The 16,907-nt window shown below is 40.6% G+C and carries 18 protein-coding genes; 11 read left to right on the forward strand and 7 right to left on the reverse strand.

From position 1 onward, the window contains the following. Positions 1-123: 123 nt before the first annotated feature. From E2H97_RS07720 to nirK, 7 genes are all read right to left on the reverse strand, one after another. Positions 124-1,296, reverse strand: coding sequence for an NnrS family protein (locus E2H97_RS07720; RefSeq protein ID WP_133406618.1), 1,173 nt, complete (start codon positions 1,294-1,296; stop codon positions 124-126). A gap of 117 nt (positions 1,297-1,413) precedes the next feature. Continuing rightward, positions 1,414-2,217: an inositol-1-monophosphatase gene (gene suhB, locus E2H97_RS07725; protein WP_133406619.1), complete on the reverse strand. Its 804-nt coding sequence runs from the start codon at positions 2,215-2,217 to the stop codon at positions 1,414-1,416. A gap of 105 nt (positions 2,218-2,322) precedes the next feature. Beyond that, positions 2,323-3,075, reverse strand: a complete 753-nt coding sequence (locus tag E2H97_RS07730; RefSeq protein ID WP_133406620.1) for a Crp/Fnr family transcriptional regulator — start codon at positions 3,073-3,075, stop codon at positions 2,323-2,325. Positions 3,076-3,164: 89 nt separating this feature from the next. Beyond that, positions 3,165-3,626 (reverse strand): copper chaperone PCu(A)C, encoded by a 462-nt coding sequence (locus E2H97_RS07735; RefSeq protein WP_246029069.1) that lies wholly within the window; start codon positions 3,624-3,626, stop codon positions 3,165-3,167. Positions 3,627-3,638: 12 nt separating this feature from the next. Then, a complete protein-coding gene (locus E2H97_RS07740; RefSeq protein WP_133406621.1) occupies positions 3,639-4,280 on the reverse strand; it encodes an SCO family protein in 642 nt (213 codons plus the stop codon). Between the two features lie 13 nt (positions 4,281-4,293). After that, on the reverse strand, positions 4,294-5,169 hold the full coding sequence (locus tag E2H97_RS07745; RefSeq protein ID WP_133406622.1) for a hypothetical protein: 876 nt from the start codon (positions 5,167-5,169) through the stop codon (positions 4,294-4,296). Between the two features lie 67 nt (positions 5,170-5,236). Continuing rightward, a complete protein-coding gene (nirK, locus tag E2H97_RS07750) occupies positions 5,237-6,397 on the reverse strand; it encodes a copper-containing nitrite reductase (RefSeq protein WP_133406623.1) in 1,161 nt (386 codons plus the stop codon). A 296-nt stretch (positions 6,398-6,693) separates the two neighbouring features. Between nirK and trmJ the strand changes: the two genes are divergently transcribed. The 11 genes from trmJ to E2H97_RS07805 all read left to right on the forward strand — a co-directional run bounded on the left by trmJ (position 6,694) and on the right by E2H97_RS07805 (position 16,729). Further along, positions 6,694-7,413 carry a tRNA (cytosine(32)/uridine(32)-2'-O)-methyltransferase TrmJ gene (trmJ, locus tag E2H97_RS07755; RefSeq protein ID WP_133406624.1) on the forward strand — a complete coding sequence of 240 codons (720 nt, stop codon included), beginning with the start codon at positions 6,694-6,696 and terminating at the stop codon, positions 7,411-7,413. Positions 7,414-7,580: 167 nt separating this feature from the next. Beyond that, positions 7,581-8,402, forward strand: coding sequence for a serine O-acetyltransferase (gene cysE, locus E2H97_RS07760; RefSeq protein ID WP_133406625.1), 822 nt, complete (start codon positions 7,581-7,583; stop codon positions 8,400-8,402). 254 nt (positions 8,403-8,656) lie between these two features. Next, on the forward strand, positions 8,657-9,118 hold the full coding sequence (gene iscR, locus E2H97_RS07765; protein ID WP_121839896.1) for a Fe-S cluster assembly transcriptional regulator IscR: 462 nt from the start codon (positions 8,657-8,659) through the stop codon (positions 9,116-9,118). Positions 9,119-9,205: 87 nt separating this feature from the next. Next, positions 9,206-10,420, forward strand: a complete 1,215-nt coding sequence (locus E2H97_RS07770; protein ID WP_133406626.1) for an IscS subfamily cysteine desulfurase — start codon at positions 9,206-9,208, stop codon at positions 10,418-10,420. Between the two features lie 12 nt (positions 10,421-10,432). Further along, entirely contained in the window at positions 10,433-10,828 is a 396-nt protein-coding gene (gene iscU, locus E2H97_RS07775) for a Fe-S cluster assembly scaffold IscU (protein WP_133406627.1), read from the forward strand. 15 nt (positions 10,829-10,843) lie between these two features. Further along, positions 10,844-11,167 carry an iron-sulfur cluster assembly protein IscA gene (gene iscA, locus E2H97_RS07780; protein ID WP_121839899.1) on the forward strand — a complete coding sequence of 108 codons (324 nt, stop codon included), beginning with the start codon at positions 10,844-10,846 and terminating at the stop codon, positions 11,165-11,167. A gap of 179 nt (positions 11,168-11,346) precedes the next feature. Beyond that, positions 11,347-11,874 (forward strand): co-chaperone HscB, encoded by a 528-nt coding sequence (hscB, locus tag E2H97_RS07785; protein WP_133406628.1) that lies wholly within the window; start codon positions 11,347-11,349, stop codon positions 11,872-11,874. 202 nt (positions 11,875-12,076) lie between these two features. Beyond that, a complete protein-coding gene (gene hscA / locus E2H97_RS07790) occupies positions 12,077-13,939 on the forward strand; it encodes a Fe-S protein assembly chaperone HscA (protein ID WP_133406629.1) in 1,863 nt (620 codons plus the stop codon). A gap of 12 nt (positions 13,940-13,951) precedes the next feature. Next, the gene (fdx, locus tag E2H97_RS07795) at positions 13,952-14,290 is read left to right on the forward strand and encodes an ISC system 2Fe-2S type ferredoxin (protein ID WP_121839902.1); all 339 of its coding nucleotides are present in this window, start codon (positions 13,952-13,954) and stop codon (positions 14,288-14,290) included. Between the two features lie 143 nt (positions 14,291-14,433). Further along, positions 14,434-14,865 (forward strand): nucleoside-diphosphate kinase, encoded by a 432-nt coding sequence (gene ndk, locus E2H97_RS07800; RefSeq protein ID WP_133406630.1) that lies wholly within the window; start codon positions 14,434-14,436, stop codon positions 14,863-14,865. A 184-nt stretch (positions 14,866-15,049) separates the two neighbouring features. Further along, positions 15,050-16,729: a hypothetical protein gene (locus tag E2H97_RS07805; protein WP_133406631.1), complete on the forward strand. Its 1,680-nt coding sequence runs from the start codon at positions 15,050-15,052 to the stop codon at positions 16,727-16,729. The last annotated feature ends 178 nt before the right edge of the window (positions 16,730-16,907 follow it).

Raw genomic sequence — 16,907 nt, forward strand, 5'->3', positions numbered from 1 at the left:
TGTGCCATAAGTGCGAGGGTTTGTCACTTGAAGAATAGCGGGGAGTGTAAAACTTTTTCTAAGTTTGGAAAGTTGTGGGTGTTAAGCCCACAACACTTAGATTTTATAGTAATTTATAGAAACCTACCCAGGTCTTCCATCTGCTCTTGGCTGCATTAACATTGGTGCATAAAACAGAATAAATAGCCCAAATGCAATACACCAGAAGACAACTGCGGCTGCAATCAGAGGTAGATACAGGCTAGGTACTATACCAGCAACAATTCTAGCAATCGTCGCTAAAATCATTAACGCAAACCCAAAAATGACAGGCTTTGGTGGTACTAATTGACGACCAGTGTGACCCAAACTGACTCTTGCCATCATGGCTAAAATCATTCCGCCCATACCGCCAACGGTTAATGAGTGAAGACCAACACTAATCGGTAGCCCTGCCGCAATTAAAAATAGTCCAATTGGTATGAAGATAAAGCTGAAGTGCAATGACCAGAGTAATGGTACTTTAAAGGTATGCTTCCAGCCCCAGCGATTCCAACGGATTAAAATAACTAACCCAGCTAGTGCTGATGTGATCTGAAGTACTAATTCATGACCAGAAAAGAAGGCGAGCAACGTCATACCAAGAGTAACGATTGTCGCGATTTCTAAGGCCGGAATGCTTGGAGTACGTTGCCAATCACTTGCTCTGTCTGTAAAAAATGGAATAACACGTCCACCCAGCAAAGCTACGATGAAAGTAATGATAATGACTGCGCCATACAAAGCTGTATTCATCAGAGCTATATCAGCGGTAAAAGAACCAAGATAGGAAAGTAAATTCATCAGTGTTAATAGCAATAGCACAGGCACAAAAATCAAATTGCGCCACTGTTTCACTTTATAGACTGAATTGAAGAGCACTAAGCTCGCCATAGGTAAAAACAGTAGGTCGATAGTTGCTGCAACAGAGAGTGGTAGCAATGAAGAGCTGAGCAAGACAAGTCTTCCTAGTAACCACAGAGTAAATAAACCAATCAGCGGCCAGCCTTTTAATCCTGGTTGTCCGGTCCAGTTTTGAACTGCTGTCAATAAAAAGCCCACAACAATGGCTGAAACAAAACCAAAGATCATTTCATGTCCATGCCACCAAATTGGATTGCCATGAGGCTGAAAGTTTATTTTGCCTGATAGAGTCATTGCCCATAAGCCTAAGGCGAAGACACTAAAAATACTGCCAAATAGAAAGAATGGGCGAAAGCCAAGTCTGAAGATAGCAGGGCGAAATTGCTTATGTGCGGGTTCATCAATATTGATCATAACAACTAGTACCTGAGTATTTTACTCGGTTATTTTACTCTAGTTGCTAAAAAAAACTTTAATGAAGATCAAAAAAGCGGGCATAAAGCCCGCTTAAGTAATAATTTTACTTGCTTATTAACGCTTTAAACCTTCATTTAGAAGAGGGCGCATTAATTTCACTAGACCAGTCGTTACTTTAGGTGCACCTGCAACAATGTTACCAGACACAAGGTAGTTGTGACCGCCAGTAAAGTCGGTAACAGTACCGCCAGCTTCGCGACAAATTAGGTCGCCTGCTGCGATATCCCAAGGCTTAAGACCGATTTCGAAGTAACCATCAACACGACCAGCTGCAACATAAGCTAAATCAAGAGCTGCAGAACCAGCACGACGGATGTCATTACACTCATTGAATACTTCAGTGATAATGTTCATATAAGTTTCAGTGTGCTGACGAGCTTTGAATGGGAATGCAGTTGCTAAAATAGTGCCACTTAGACCTTTTGCGTCAGTTACGCGAAGTCTGTAATCGTTCAGCTTAGCGCCTTGACCTTTAACAGCAGAGAATAGCTCGTTACGCACAGGATCAAATACTACAGCAATTTCAGTCTTGCCTTTAATTTGAAGTGCAATAGATACAGCAAAATGAGGGATACCACGGACAAAGTTATTCGTTCCATCTAGAGGATCAACAATCCACATGTAATCTTTATCTTTACCGCGATCTTCACCACCTTCTTCACCAACGATAGTATGGTCAGGGTAAGACTTACGGATTTGGTATGTAATAGCCGCTTCAGCTTCTTTGTCTACGTTAGTCACAAAGTCATTGAGACCTTTAGCTGTAACTTCAACTTGGTCTAATTCGGCGTAAGCGCGCATGATAGTTTGACCGGCAGCGCGAGCAGCGCGAACGGCAATAGTCAGCATTGGATGCATTGCAATCCCCTGGATGTTAAAGAACGAAAAATAGCGAGCGGATTATACGTAAGCTGCCTAAATACAGCAACCAAAATTATCGCAAAACCTGATTGTTTTCATAATTTACATATTGATGATGGGAATGCTTTGTTTGTCATTCGAATCAGCTGAAACCAAAGGATCAAAAGGTACGTTCACACTCGCGTATAATTTACGAACATCTTTAATGATAATGTCGTGACCAGATTCTTCAATGAGGTCATTGTTGGTCATTTTTTTGATCAAACGAGAAAAGGTTTCTGGTTGAATGGATAGCCTAGAAGCTAGAACACGCTTAGGGATATCGAGATACACTTGCCCTTGGTTCTCAGCCGTTGGCTTCATATGATGCATTAAAAACAACAGTAATCGAGATTGTGCGTTTTGCAATGAAAGGACTTCTACTTCATTAATGTTTTTGCGAAGGCGCATACTCATATTTGCCATAACAGCCATGCAGGCTTCGGTATTATGTTTGAGCATGTGGAGGTATTTTTCGCAATCAAAACTGATGAGCTGACATTCCGATACGGTTTGAGCCGACACAGGGTACATGGATTGCTTATTAAACATTAATGCTTCAGCGAATGTGTGACCTTCACGCACTACATCAATGACTTTATCTTGTCCTTGTGGGTTAGTGCGATAAAGTTGCAAGTTTCCATGCAATAACAAATAAAAACGTTTAGCAGGTTCACCTTGAAAGAACAAATTTTCGTGAGCTTTTAAATTGATCAATGCGGCATTACTCATCAGCATTGAAAGCTCGCTTTCCGCTAGATTCGAAAATAAGTGGTGCTGGTGGACGACGCGATGAATGTATGGTTCGGTGATCATAAGAGGCTAATATCGTTATAATTATTAGCCTCATAACATAAACCAATTAATATGAAAAAACACCCCGTCAGATCAAAGTTATGAAATAATTAATGATGATGGTGGTGATGCATGTCTTCATCATTATTCATTTTCACCGCAGCCATTACTTTCAATTTTTCCCCATTATTAAAGGTAAGTGTTAATGGAACAGAATCGCCTTTAGTTGGAACTCCTTGAGTAAAGTTCATCATCATACCGTGGTAACCACCTGGCGCCATTAGCGTTTTTCCCTTTGAATCAACCATGATTTTCTGCACTGGCGTCATGCGCATTACACCATCTTTCATGACGGTTTGGTGAAGCTCGATTCTGCCATTGGGACTATTTATCGCCAGTAACTTGATTGGTTGGTCACCATTATTTTTCATCGTCAAATAAATTGGTACGACTCTGGAAGTAGGGGGCATAGCTCTGATCCATGCGTTTTCTACCATAACGTCTTGAGCCATAGTCCAATGGCTAACAATGGAAGTTAAAATGGCTAAGAAAATCAAAAGGGATTTTTTCATTGTTATTCTCCTTTATTTAGTAGCAAGTAATTGTGCGACATCATCACGCATTTCTTTGAGTGGAGTGCCTGTATAGAAATAACCACGCATACGACCTTTACCGTCTATCACGAAAATCTTGGCGGTGTGTGAAAATAAATAGCCTTTTTTCTTCGGTGCATTTTTGTCTTCCAAGCTGAGTTTTTTAAACTCAGTGGTTACTCTTTCATCCGCTAGCTTTGAGTATTCTGCACTGTAGAGTTTGGCAACATGATCAATTTTTTCTTTGTCATCTACTAAGCCGATAAAACTTGGATCGAAATAGCTGAGATATTTATTAAGATGCTTAGGGGTATCGTATTCACTGTCGATACTGACAAACAGAACTTGCACTTTAGCTTGTTGCTCGGGTGGGAGTTTTTTTACCATTTGTGCAACATGAGCCATGGTAGTAGGGCAAATATCGGCACAGTTGGTATAGCCGAAAAACATGAGAACGACTTTGCCTCGAAAATCTGAAAGGCTAACTTGTTCTCCTTTACTGCTATTGAGAGTGAAATCTCCACCAATGCCTTTTAGGATTGGCATCTTCGCCTGAGCGGGTAAAATTGAGGTGATTAATGCAATCGCTGCAATAAGTGAAGATTGCTTAAATAATTTAATGAATTTGTTCATTTAAAGTTCCTTATTAACAACGAATTTCAGCGCCAAGATCAGTAACTGGTGGTAAATATTTAGCTTTATATTCGTGCACAATTACCACGCCATTTTCGATGCTAACGACAAGATTAACCCCTAATTGTGCAAGCTCATCTTCATCGTATTGGTTTAGAAGACTCCATTGATATTCAAAATCAATTTGAAATTGATCAGTTCCACTGATGGGTTTTATATTCAGATTTCGAATCGCACGTCTGCTGGTTTTAGCTTTTGTGTTTGCTAAAAGGTTAAAGTAATCCGCAAGAGAAGATGTTGAAGCCTCTTCTGCGTTAAATTTAGTATTAGCTGTAAAATGCTTATTCCAAGAAATATGGCTGTTAGGCTGATTGACGCTTAAGTTGTCTAGGTGCTGTGTCCATTGATAAATAAATGCTTTGATTAAGTTTGGTGCACTAGCACTTCGAAACTTAGAGGTAAAATCGTCTTTTTCATTAGTAAGGGTTTTACTGCTTAATATTTTTCCCGATTGCTTATCAAGCTTTAGTGTTTGAATTAAATAGTAACCATAGACCTCATTGGTATCGGTTATTTTTGGGAGAAACTCTAGCTCTACCTCCACTTCAGCAATTTTATTATCTTGTTTTATAGGGACAATAGATAAAAGGTGATGGGCGCCTTGGATTACCTTTGCATCTTTTAATTCTTGAAAGTCTACATTGGGATATTGAGCTTGTTTTTCCTTGGTGAGGTTTCGGGAGTCAAGGAAACCATACCATTGATAAACGGCACTGTTTAATGGGTAATCAATTCGCTTTTCGGCTGCATTTAAGGTTGGGGTGAGGGTGAGCAATAGACATACAGTGAGAAGAGTGAATCGCCGCCATTGCTTAAGAACATTTATCATGGTTGGCTCCCTTTTCTAGAATGAAAGTAGAGGGCGTTTCCGCCCTCATTAGCTTGGCGTTATGGTGTTATGCCATTTTGGTTGGTTTTTTAAGTTGAACCATTAGGTCGTCATCCCACTCGCCGTCTACTTTAATGTGACCCGCAGCGCCTTTCATGATGGCTTCAATCAAGTTATGGTTCACATAAGCGTATAGACCTGGTTGTAAGAAGGTGTAAATTGCTGCGCCAGCACAGCCACCTGGGATACCCCAAGTTTCAAGGTCTGTTTGAGGTGCATCATTAAACTGACCTGTTGCCCATACGTAATCGCCATGACCACCAATAATGTGTGGGCGTGTATCACGGTTTGGCTGAGAGTGAATGAACATGACGGTTTCACCAACCTTCGCAGTCATGGCATTTTTACCTGTTAATGCGCCTACAGCCCCGTTAAATACGATGTGTGATGGGGTAAGTGTCTTCATTACCTCTAAGGTATCGTTCATGCTGCCAGTAACGGTTGAGTATTCTTTGTACTTACCGTTTTTATCTGTTGGTACATAGAAGTCCTGCTCGCCAACATAGTAGGCTTTGTCATAACGGATTGGGTTGCCATGACCATCTTTTAAGCCATCACGTGGAAGAACCATAATTGCACCCGCCATACCCATTGCAACGTGCCACGGGATCATGATGCCGCCTGGTGCACAGTGGTAAACGAAGGTGCCTACTTTAGTTGCTTTAAAGCGGAATGTGACTTCTTCACCTGGAGAAACAAGAGTGAGTTCACCACCACCTAATGCACCCGTTGACGCATGTAAATCGATGTTATGTGCTAATGCATTGGTTTTAGGGTTTTTAAGCGTTAATTCAACATAATCGTGTTGGTGACATACAATGAGTGGCCCAGGAACACTACCATTGAATGCAGAAACCCAAGCTTTAACACCATTTTCAAGCTCAACTTGCTTTTCTTCAACAGTCAGAGTGACTTGGACTACTTTTGGCTTTCCTTTTGCCACTTGGTCATGTTTAGGCACGAATGGTGGAGGAACGAGTTCTTGAGTGACACGCTCTAGTTGGTCTGCCGTATACCTCGCCATACGGTCACTTTTTTTATGATGACTTGCAGAAGCTGAGGTTGATACTAACCCTGCTGCTAAACCTGCACCTACTAAACCTACACCTACCGAACCGCCTAAGAAGTTACGACGTTGGGTGTTGATATCGTTTGTTTTCTTTTCCATGACCTGCTCCGAATATTGTTTGTAACGTGACGCAAACTAAAAATAAATTGATGCTCGTTTGCGCTGTTGTGTAAAGAATATTCGCAGCAAGTAAAATTGAATTGACTTTAGTCAATTTTGATAACGAAATTTAAATAATTAAGTTACTTTTAGCACATTTTGAAGGGGGAGAGCGCATGTAAACTGAATACTGTCATAACCCTTATAAAACAAACAATATCTTAGATATACACACTTAACGGAGCATTATGTTACTATCCCGCTTTATATTCTTTAAGAAGTAAAGTCGAATCCACATGCTTGATAATATTCGTATCGTTCTTGTCGGAACATCTCATCCGGGAAATATTGGTTCAGTAGCCAGAGCAATGAAAACCATGGGGCTAACTAAGTTATATCTAGCCGAACCGAGAGTCGAGCCTGATGGGCAGTCTATAGCGTTAGCGGCTGGAGCTGCGGATATCTTAAAAGATGCCGTAACGGTTGATTCGTTCGATAAAGCGATTGAGGATTGCAGTTTAGTCGTCGCTACAAGTGCAAGAAGTCGAACGCTCGATTGGCCTGTACTAGAGCCAAGAGAAGCGGGTGAAAAGCTGGTGGAAGAAGGGCAAAGCCATGATGTTGCTATCGTATTTGGGCGTGAAAATCATGGCTTAACTAATGAAGAGCTACAGAAGTGCCACTATCATGTAGTGATCCCTGCTAATCCTGATTACAGCTCTTTAAATCTTGCTCAAGCTGTTCAAATCGTTTGTTATGAAACTCGTATGGCGATGTTAAATGCCACTCGTGAGCCACAAGATATCCCTGAATATCCTCTGCAAAAAGATCAAGAGCGATTTTTTGAACACCTTGAAAATACACTTTCAAATACTGGGTTTATTATCAAGAATCACCCTGGGCAGATCATGACAAAGCTTCGTCGTTTGTTCACCCGAGCTAGGATTGAATCTCAAGAAATGAATATTTTGAGAGGTATTTTGACCTCCATCGACAAAGCCACTAAGAAGGATTAGTAAGTACCCATGCTAATGAAAACATATTTTTTGATGCCCCTTTTAAGCACTGCGCCGCGTTCCTATTGCTTGAAAGACTGCCGGTATTCCTTCGCAGTAGCGCCTTGCTCAGCACTTAAAATGAACACCAAAATTCTTCGATTAAATTTGCATGGATACTTATCATCATGGGTATGATTTCTAGAATCAAAGAAGATATTGCTTCTATTTACCATAGAGACCCAGCAGCAAGAAGTACTTGGGAAATTTTATTAAATTACCCTGGAATGCATGCGATTTGGTTACATCGTGCAAGCCATAAGCTATGGAAAAACGAGTGGTTTCTATTAGCGCGAGTGATTTCAACATTTTCACGTTGGTTAACAGGGGTTGAAATACATCCCGGTGCCACAATCGGTAGACGTTTCTTCATCGACCACGGTATGGGGGTCGTAATTGGTGAAACTGCCGAGATTGGTGATGACTGTACTTTGTACCATGGTGTGACTTTAGGTGGTACAAGCTGGAATAGCGGTAAGCGTCACCCGACTTTAGGTAACAATGTCGTTATCGGTGCTGGTGCAAAAGTTCTTGGTCCTATTCTGATAGAAGACGGCGCTAGGGTTGGCTCAAACTCAGTAGTGGTGAAAACCGTTAATAAAGAAAGAACGGTTGTGGGTATTCCGGGTAGGGAAGTTGCTACGCAAACCGAACAAGCCGAAGAAACGACACGCCGTAGAAGTGAAATGGCGAAAAAATACGGCTTTGACGCTTATGCTGTTTCTCCAGATAACCCAGACCCAGTTGCCAATGCTATTGGTCAGTTGATGGATCATATGCATTTAATGGACTCTAAGCTCCAAGATGTTTGTCATGAAGTTCAACAAATGGGTGGTGAAGTCTGCACTGATAAGTTGCCTGAATTGAATATCGAGGAATTTTCAGAAGACGAACTTGCTGCTGCTGAAAAACGTAAGAAGCAGATGGATGAGTTTGATCCTATGATCTAGCAATTATTGAGGTTTTTAAGCTAGTTAAAAGCCTCAACCTCCCTTGTTTGTAACCTTAATTTAACATCTAACTGTTAAATCAAAATAAAATCCATTTTTTCATTGAATTTAGCGTACGAACAAGGTTAAATACGCGGCTGAAACCTCACATATCTCCTGTAAATCTCTTCCTAGATCACATTTTAGAATACTTGACTAAATTAGTCAGGTATGTTTAAATTCACACTATAAGATTAGTAGGAACAGGTTTAGTAATGAAACTTACCTCAAAAGGACGCTATGCCGTTACAGCAATGCTTGACGTTGCGATCCACTCTGCGAGCGGTCCTGTTCCACTGGCAGACATTTCAGAAAGGCAGGGAATATCTCTGTCCTACTTAGAACAGCTTTTTGCCAAGTTAAGAAAGAAAGGTTTAGTTGCCAGTGTACGTGGTCCAGGTGGTGGATATCGCCTTGGTCAAGATGCAGCTGAAATTTCTGTTGGCATGGTTGTGCACGCAGTAGATGAATCTGTGGAAGCGACACGCTGTCATGGTCAAGGTAATTGCCAAGGTGGAAACCGCTGTCTTACTCACTCTTTATGGGGTGATTTAAGTAAACAGATTTCAGACTTTTTAGACGGTATCAGTCTTGAAGGTCTTATGAATAAAAGAGATGTCCAGTATATCTCTGTAAAACAAGATAAAATGCAGCAAGAACATAGGCTTTCTTTATAGAGATCTAGCCTTAAGATTTTTGCGTAATAATAATTGATGTTTGTACCTTTTGTGTCGAAGTAACGACAAATGTGTACGGAGTGTGTAATGAAGCTTCCTATCTATTTGGACTATGCAGCAACAACGCCGGTTGATCCTCGTGTTGCTGAAAAGATGATGCAGTACATGACCATGGACGGAGTCTTTGGTAACCCTGCTTCACGTTCTCACCGCTATGGCTGGCAAGCTGAAGAAGCGGTAGATATCGCGCGTAATCAAATCGCTGATTTGATCAACGGTGACCCTCGTGAAATTATTTTTACCTCAGGTGCTACGGAGTCGGACAACCTTGCAATTAAAGGTGTTGCACACTTCTACCACAAAAAAGGTAAGCACATTATCACCAGCAAAACTGAACACAAAGCAGTACTTGATACTTGCCGTCAGTTAGAGCGTGAAGGCTTTGAAGTTACATACCTTGAGCCAGATGCTAACGGTATTATTCCAATGGAACGCCTTGAAGGTGCAATGAGAGAAGACACCATTCTTCTGAGCTTGATGCACGTGAACAACGAAATTGGCGTTATCCACGATATTAAAGCTATTGGCGAGCTTTGTCGTTCAAAGAAAATTATTTTCCACGTTGATGCTGCACAAAGTGCGGGTAAATTACCAATCGACGTTCAAGACATGAAAGTGGATTTGATTTCAATTTCAGGTCACAAAATGTATGGACCTAAAGGAATCGGTGCACTTTATGTACGTCGTAAGCCTCGTATTCGTCTAGAAGCTATGGTTCACGGTGGTGGGCATGAGCGTGGTATGCGTTCAGGTACGCTAGCGACTCACCAAATTGTTGGTTTAGGTGAAGCTGCGGCAATTGCTAAAGCCGATATGGACAAAGATAACGACCGTATCCGTCATCTTCGTGACAAACTATGGTCTGGTATTAAAGACATCGAAGAAACTTACATTAATGGTGACTTCGACAGCCGTTATTGTGGTGCTTTAAACGTAAGCTTCAACTTTGTTGAAGGTGAATCGTTGATGATGGCACTTAAAGACTTAGCTGTTTCTTCTGGTTCAGCTTGTACATCAGCAAGCCTTGAGCCTAGCTATGTTCTACGTGCGTTAGGTTTGAACGATGAAATGGCTCACAGCTCGATTCGTTTCTCAATCGGACGATTCACCACAGATGAAGATATTGATTTCGCCATCGACATCATTAACAAGTCTATCGGTAAATTACGTGATATGTCTCCGCTATGGGAAATGTATCAAGACGGTGTTGATTTAAATTCAGTTCAATGGACTCACCATTAAGGAGTACTAATTATGGCGTACAGTGAAGAAGTAATTGACCACTACGAAAACCCTCGTAATGTTGGTTCCATGGACAAGAACGATCCAAACGTTGCGACAGGTATGGTGGGTGCACCAGCGTGTGGTGACGTAATGAAGCTGCAACTTAAGATTAATGAAGAAGGCATTATTGAAGATGCTAAATTCAAAACTTATGGTTGTGGTAGTGCAATTGCCTCTAGTTCACTTGTTACAGAGTGGGTTAAAGGTAAGACGATGGAAGAAGCTGCCCAAATTAAAAATACCCAAATTGCGCAAGAGCTGGCTTTACCACCTGTAAAAATTCACTGCTCAATTTTGGCTGAAGATGCAATTCAAGCAGCTTTGGAAGATTTTAAGTCTAAGCAACAAGCGCTAGCTGAAGGTTAGTCATTGGAGTATTAAATGGCTATTACCATGACAGCTGCGGCTTCAGATCGTGTAAAGGCATTTTTAAAAAATCGCGGTAAAGGTATTGGACTGCGTTTAGGTCTTAAGACATCGGGTTGCTCAGGGATGTCTTATGTTCTTGAGTTCGTTGATGAGCTTAATGACGATGATGAAATCTATGAAATTGAAGGCGTAAACATCATTATTGATGCGAAAAGCTTTATTTACCTGCAAGGTATTGAATTAGATTTTGTTAAAGAAGGCTTAAACGAAGGCTTCCAATTTAATAACCCAAATGCGAAGGGAGAGTGTGGTTGCGGTGAAAGTTTTACCGTTTAATTACACCAAAATTCATAAGTACCTGAGCATGAGTTTTTTAATAATTTTGATGTTCAGGTTAAGTACTATACAAGGCATTCTTGTGCAGGAATACGAGTAGTCATTCAAACAAGAATAACGCAGTAGAGTGCTTGAAATGGGCATCAAAAAATAGAATAAACTTGTGGTTAGGTACTTAGATGAACTATTTTGAGCTTTTTGGCTTCCCAACAAACTTCTCAATCGATAGCGCTCAACTCTCTGAGCGTTATCGAGAGCTTCAAAGAACCGTCCATCCTGATAAATTTGCCAATAGTAGCGAACAAGAAAAGTTACTGGCAGTGCAAAAAACAGCACAGATTAACGATGGTTTCCAAACTCTAAAAAATCCTATTCGTCGTGCAGAGCATATCTTACAACTTCGTGGTATCGATTTAAGCCATGAAACCACAACGGTTAAAGATACCAGCTTTTTAATGCAACAAATGGAATGGCGTGAAGCGTTGGAAGATATTTCTGGAGCTACCGACCCTCATCAAGGTATTGATGAACTTCAAACGTCATTTAAGCAGCACGAAGCGGAATATTCCTCTGTATTGGTTTCTAAATTAGAAATTAATAGTGACGATGCCAATTTAGAGGCGGCTGATCAGATACGTAAGCTGAAATTTATGGCAAAATTGCAGGATGAACTAACACGTATCGAAGATGACTTATTTGATCTTTGATGTGACTAGTGATCTTTTAGGCTGAACTATATCAGTGAATATTTGATGGAGTGATAGTGTGATAAGACAACCGTCCGTGACAGGACGTCACGGTCGTTAGCACATGGATGTGCGTTTCAGTTGTCGTTCACACTATCGCTCCTTAAACATAATTAAACTTATTCATCTATTGAGTAACCTTTAAATCATTTAAAGAGAATTTATGGCACTTTTGCAAATTGCCGAGCCGGGACAGAGCGCGGCACCTCATCAGCATCGATTAGCTGTAGGTATTGATTTAGGAACGACTAACTCGCTAGTGGCTGCGGTTCGTAGTGGCGAAGCACAAACTTTGGCTAACACGCAAGGTCAACATTCTTTACCTTCAGTTGTTCATTATTCACAAGATACGATTCTTGTTGGTAAAGAAGCGGCACAAGCATCGGCAGCTGATCCTAAAAATACCATTGTTTCCGTAAAACGTTTTATGGGGCGTAGCCTTGAAGATGTTCAAAGCAAATACCCAAATTTAGCTTATGACTTGTCGGCAAGTGAACAAGGTTTACCTGTATTTAATACCGCCCAAGGTCAGGTTAACGCCATTCAAGTATCCGCAGAAATTTTAAAGCCTTTAATTAAAACCGCTGAACAAACCCTTGATGGTGATTTAGAAGGTGTCGTAATTACTGTTCCTGCCTATTTTGATGATGCTCAACGCCAAGGCACCAAAGATGCGGCTTCATTATTAGGTGTTAACGTTTTACGTCTATTGAATGAGCCAACAGCGGCAGCTATTGCTTACGGTTTAGATACCAAGCAAGAAGGTGTAATTGCTGTTTATGACTTAGGCGGCGGCACCTTTGATGTTTCGATTTTACGCTTGAATAAAGGCGTGTTTGAAGTACTTGCTACAGGTGGTGACTCTGCGCTTGGTGGTGATGATTTTGATCACTTATTACAAGACCACCTTGTTAAACATTGGCAGCTTTCCGAGTTAAGCACGACTGAATCTCGTCGTTTACAAATCGAATCTCGTCGTATTAAAGAAGCCTTAACCGATAGTGATTCAGTAACTGCATCACTAACATTAGATAATGAGCAACAGCTTGAAGCTGAAATCAGTAAAACTGATTTTGACGCACTGATCCTTCCATTGGTCAAAAAGACCATTGCTAGCTGTCGTCGTGCTTTGCGTGATGCTGATGTTAGCGTTGATGAAGTGCTAGAAACGGTTATGGTTGGTGGTTCTACACGAGTTCCGTTTGTGCGTGAACAAGTTGAAAAGTTTTTTGGCAAAGTGCCATTAACTTCAATCGATCCTGATCGCGTAGTTGCCATTGGCGCAGCCATTCAAGCTGATATTTTAGTGGGTAACAAGCCTGAATCAGATTTATTGTTGCTTGATGTCATTCCATTGTCTTTGGGTATTGAAACCATGGGAGGATTAGTGGAAAAAGTGGTACCAAGAAACACTACCATTCCAGTCGCTCGTGCTCAGGAGTTTACCACCTTTAAAGATGGTCAAACTGCGATGATGGTCCATGTAGTGCAAGGTGAACGTGAGCTCGTTGATGATTGTCGCTCTCTGGCTAAATTCGCACTCACAGACATCCCACCATTAGCCGCAGGTGCTGCTCACATTCGCGTGACTTATCAAGTCGATGCTGATGGTTTGCTCAGTGTGACTGCCATGGAAAAGTCTACCGAAGTAAAAGCCAGCATCGAAGTGAAGCCATCGTTCGGCTTATCTGACAATGAAATCGCTACCATGCTTAAAGATTCGATGGCTCACGCCAAAGAAGACATTGAGCGCCGTATGCTGACCGAGCAAAAGGTTGAGGCACAACGTGTGTTAGAAAGTCTGAATTCAGCATTAGAAAAAGACGGGCATTTACTTACTGAAACAGAGCGTCAGCAAGTAGAATCCGGAATGACAAGTTTGGCACAGTGCGCAGCTGCCGACGATGTAGATGCCATTGAAAAAGCGATTGAAGCTATAGATGTACAAACGCAAGCTTTTGCCGCTAAACGTATGGACAACTCAATTAAGGCCGCTTTGACTGGCCACTCAGTAGATGAACTTTAGGACGTAAACGCTATGCCACAAATTGTATTTCTTCCACACGAAGAGCTTTGTCCTGACGGAGCCGTTGTAGAAGCTGAAGTTGGTGAAACAGTGCTTGATGTAGCCCTTAAAAATGGTATTCACATTGAGCATGCTTGTGAAAAATCGTGTGCGTGCACCACTTGTCACGTAGTTATCCGTGAAGGTTTTGACGAACTTGAAGAAAGTGACGATCTTGAAGATGACATGCTTGATAAAGCGTGGGGCTTAGAGCCAGAAAGCCGCTTATCATGCCAAGCAAAGGTTGTTGATAGTGATATGGTGGTGGATATTCCTCAGTACACGATCAACATTGTGAGTGAAGGGCATTAGTCCATTATCTTCATAAAAATACCAGCTACAAGTTAGCTGGTATTTTTTTGTAAATTGAAAACTGTGATAAAAGTAGGATTCTTTGAAAAAATCTCGTATAATCCGCGCGAATTTCAAATATTGCTAATTACAGGAAGCTTAAGATGGCAATCGAACGTACTTTTTCTATCGTAAAACCAGATGCTGTTTCTAAAAACAAAATCGGTGCAATCTACAGCCGTTTCGAAGAAGCTGGTCTAAAAGTTATCGCTGCAAAAATGCTGCACCTAACTAAAGAACAAGCTGAAGGTTTCTACGCTGAGCACAGCGAGCGTCCTTTCTTCGGTGCTCTAGTTGAGTTCATGACTTCTGGTCCTATCATGGTTCAAGTACTTGAAGGCGAAAACGCTGTACTAGCTCACCGTGATATCCTAGGTGCTACTAACCCAGCTGAAGCTGCTGAAGGTACTATCCGTGCAGATTTCGCTAACAGCATCGATGAAAACGCAGCACACGGTTCTGATTCTCTAGAATCTGCAGCACGTGAAATTGCTTACTTCTTCAGCCCAGAAGAACTCTGCCCACGTACTCGCTAATTTTAACGATTATACGAATTTTAAAACCCGCCACGTGCGGGTTTTTTTATGCAAATCTACGTGAATTATATTAATTTTGTTTAATTCAAATTAACTAGGTTTCTAATACCAAATTTTCTAAGCTGCTCCTGATTCTACCTATTGATTCTAGATGGGTACCGCTACTTATCGGAGTTAAGTTGTCATGTCTAGAAAGTACCTAAGTGTCCTCGTTTCATTAATTGCACTTTTTTCTGTAAATACTCAGGCTTCTGTTACACAGCAACACAGTGAACAAGTTTCTGCTGCAAAGTCGACAGTTATTGCTGTTTTTGAGGAAAATACCGTTAACCCAAAGATTTTTTATAAAGTTGGAAATATTGCTAAGAAACAAATTAGCTGGCATCAAGTCATTGAGATTGGACATGGGAAAAGTCCTGATGTTGTTATCACTCCTGATTCAAATACAGTATTTCTTACCTATGTAAAACCGAGTTCAAATAATTTGAGTCAAGTTATTGTTAAACGCGGAGATATTAATAACGGGAGGGTGAGATGGCAAAGCGAACGAAATTTATTGCCCAAGGATGTTTATGGTGTATCCCCCAAAATTCTAGTTGACGAAAAGCAGGTTACTTTATCTTGGCAAGATATTCGTTCAAAAAAGAAGCAGGATACTATACATACGCTTTTGGGGAATTTAACATCGCATGACATAATTAACTGGAATAGTAAAAGCCAGCTTGTTAAGTCAGCGGCAATGCTAAAACCTTCCTCGTTATTGTTAACAAATAATTCTACCTCAGTACCAGATGATATATGCAAAAATGGGGTGTTAACCATATTTCCCGAGTTGGTATTGCGATCTCAAGATGACGTTAACTACTTTGGACAAAAATATAAAAATTGCCATTATATCAATTCAAAAGACGTACAAATTGCATACTCTGATATCTCAGATCTTTCACCACTATCTGGCATAAACGAAATCTGGGGAGATTTAGACATAATACAGAACGATTCCCTTGAGAGCTTATCAGGGCTGGATAGCTTAACGACTGTTTCAGGTGATATTTCAATTTCGAAGAATGCTAAATTAGCAAATATCGGTGCTTTAACAAACATCACTCATGTCTTTGGTGATCTTGATTTGATTAGTAATCCATTATTGACGGATATTACTGGTGTAAATAATGTGACTGCTATAGAAGGAAATATGGTAATTCATGGAAATGGAATAGCTGCAATTGATAACTTAAATAGTTTAACCCGCATTGGGCAGGATCTAACTATAGGAGGCGTGGTAGATGGTGGAACAGCTGATAGTGAGTTTTTAAAGTCTATTGAAGGGTTTCAAGCTTTGAGCTACTTGGGTGGTGATTTGGAAGTATCATTCAATGATAACTTAACTAGCATAAAAGGATTCTCAAATTTAAATACTGTCAATGGATCCTTTTCAATAGAATACTCAGACAAGCTTCAAGATTTACAAGGTTTTAGTTCTTTGGCAGAGGTCAACAAAGATTTTGAGGTTAGTGATACATCGGTAACTAATTTAGATAATTTCTCTAAATTACAAAAAGTCGGAGGTGGAGTCACGGTTACTAATGACTCTAAATTGACTCAAATCGAAAGTTTGAAGAACTTACTTTTAGCTAAAGGCAGCTTATATGTATCAAGAAATAAAAGCTTGAAGTCGTTAGAAGGTTTAAATAATTTAGGTTTGATAAGAGTTTCCGACGACAATACTCGATTAATGCTACAGGATAATACTTCTCTTTCTGATTGCAGTGCAATCTGTGGTATCTACAATGACCTTACCGTTAATAAAATTATCGGTGGGAATGGTGATGGGTGTACCACCAGCCTGAAAAATTGCCGTTAGTTACTCATTGTAACCTCTGGGTTTAATTCCCTGAATCTTGAACAGTTGCCCTCAGTCTTTTTAGATTGACAGTTTCGGTTATGCACGGAAAGTTCACCTCACAAGTGAGATCTTATATTAAGGTAAATTTATCGCTCCAAAATATGCGTAATGGTTAACAGTGTCTACAAAAGCTAAC

It is taken from the genome of Parashewanella tropica (assembly GCF_004358445.1).
Lineage (GTDB): Bacteria > Pseudomonadota > Gammaproteobacteria > Enterobacterales > Shewanellaceae > Parashewanella > Parashewanella tropica.